Origin of the sequence: Pseudoalteromonas sp. S2721 (assembly GCF_005887425.1) — a bacterium.
In the GTDB taxonomy this organism is placed as follows: domain Bacteria; phylum Pseudomonadota; class Gammaproteobacteria; order Enterobacterales; family Alteromonadaceae; genus Pseudoalteromonas; species Pseudoalteromonas simplex.
Genome location: NZ_PNCZ01000155.1, coordinates 1 through 206 on the forward strand (window position 1 = coordinate 1; position 206 = coordinate 206).

Genomic DNA, 206 nt, shown 5'->3' on the forward strand with positions numbered 1-206 from the left:
CGCCATTACAACAAATAAATGAGCATATATTTTTAGACTGTCGTTTATTTCCTACCGATATATACACTATGAAAGAAATGGGTATTACGTCTATTTTAGATGTAACTTGCGAGATTGATGGCCTTGAATGGTCTTCTACGCAAGAGAATATTCGTTATTTAAATATCCCTGTTATTAATCATAACTTAACAACACGCGAGCAACTA

At 33.0% G+C, this 206-nt stretch carries 1 pseudogene; it reads left to right on the forward strand.

The annotated features are described in order from the left end of the window. Nucleotides 1-206: pseudogene (locus CWC02_RS20630) on the forward strand (diacylglycerol kinase family protein); the annotation flags it as partial.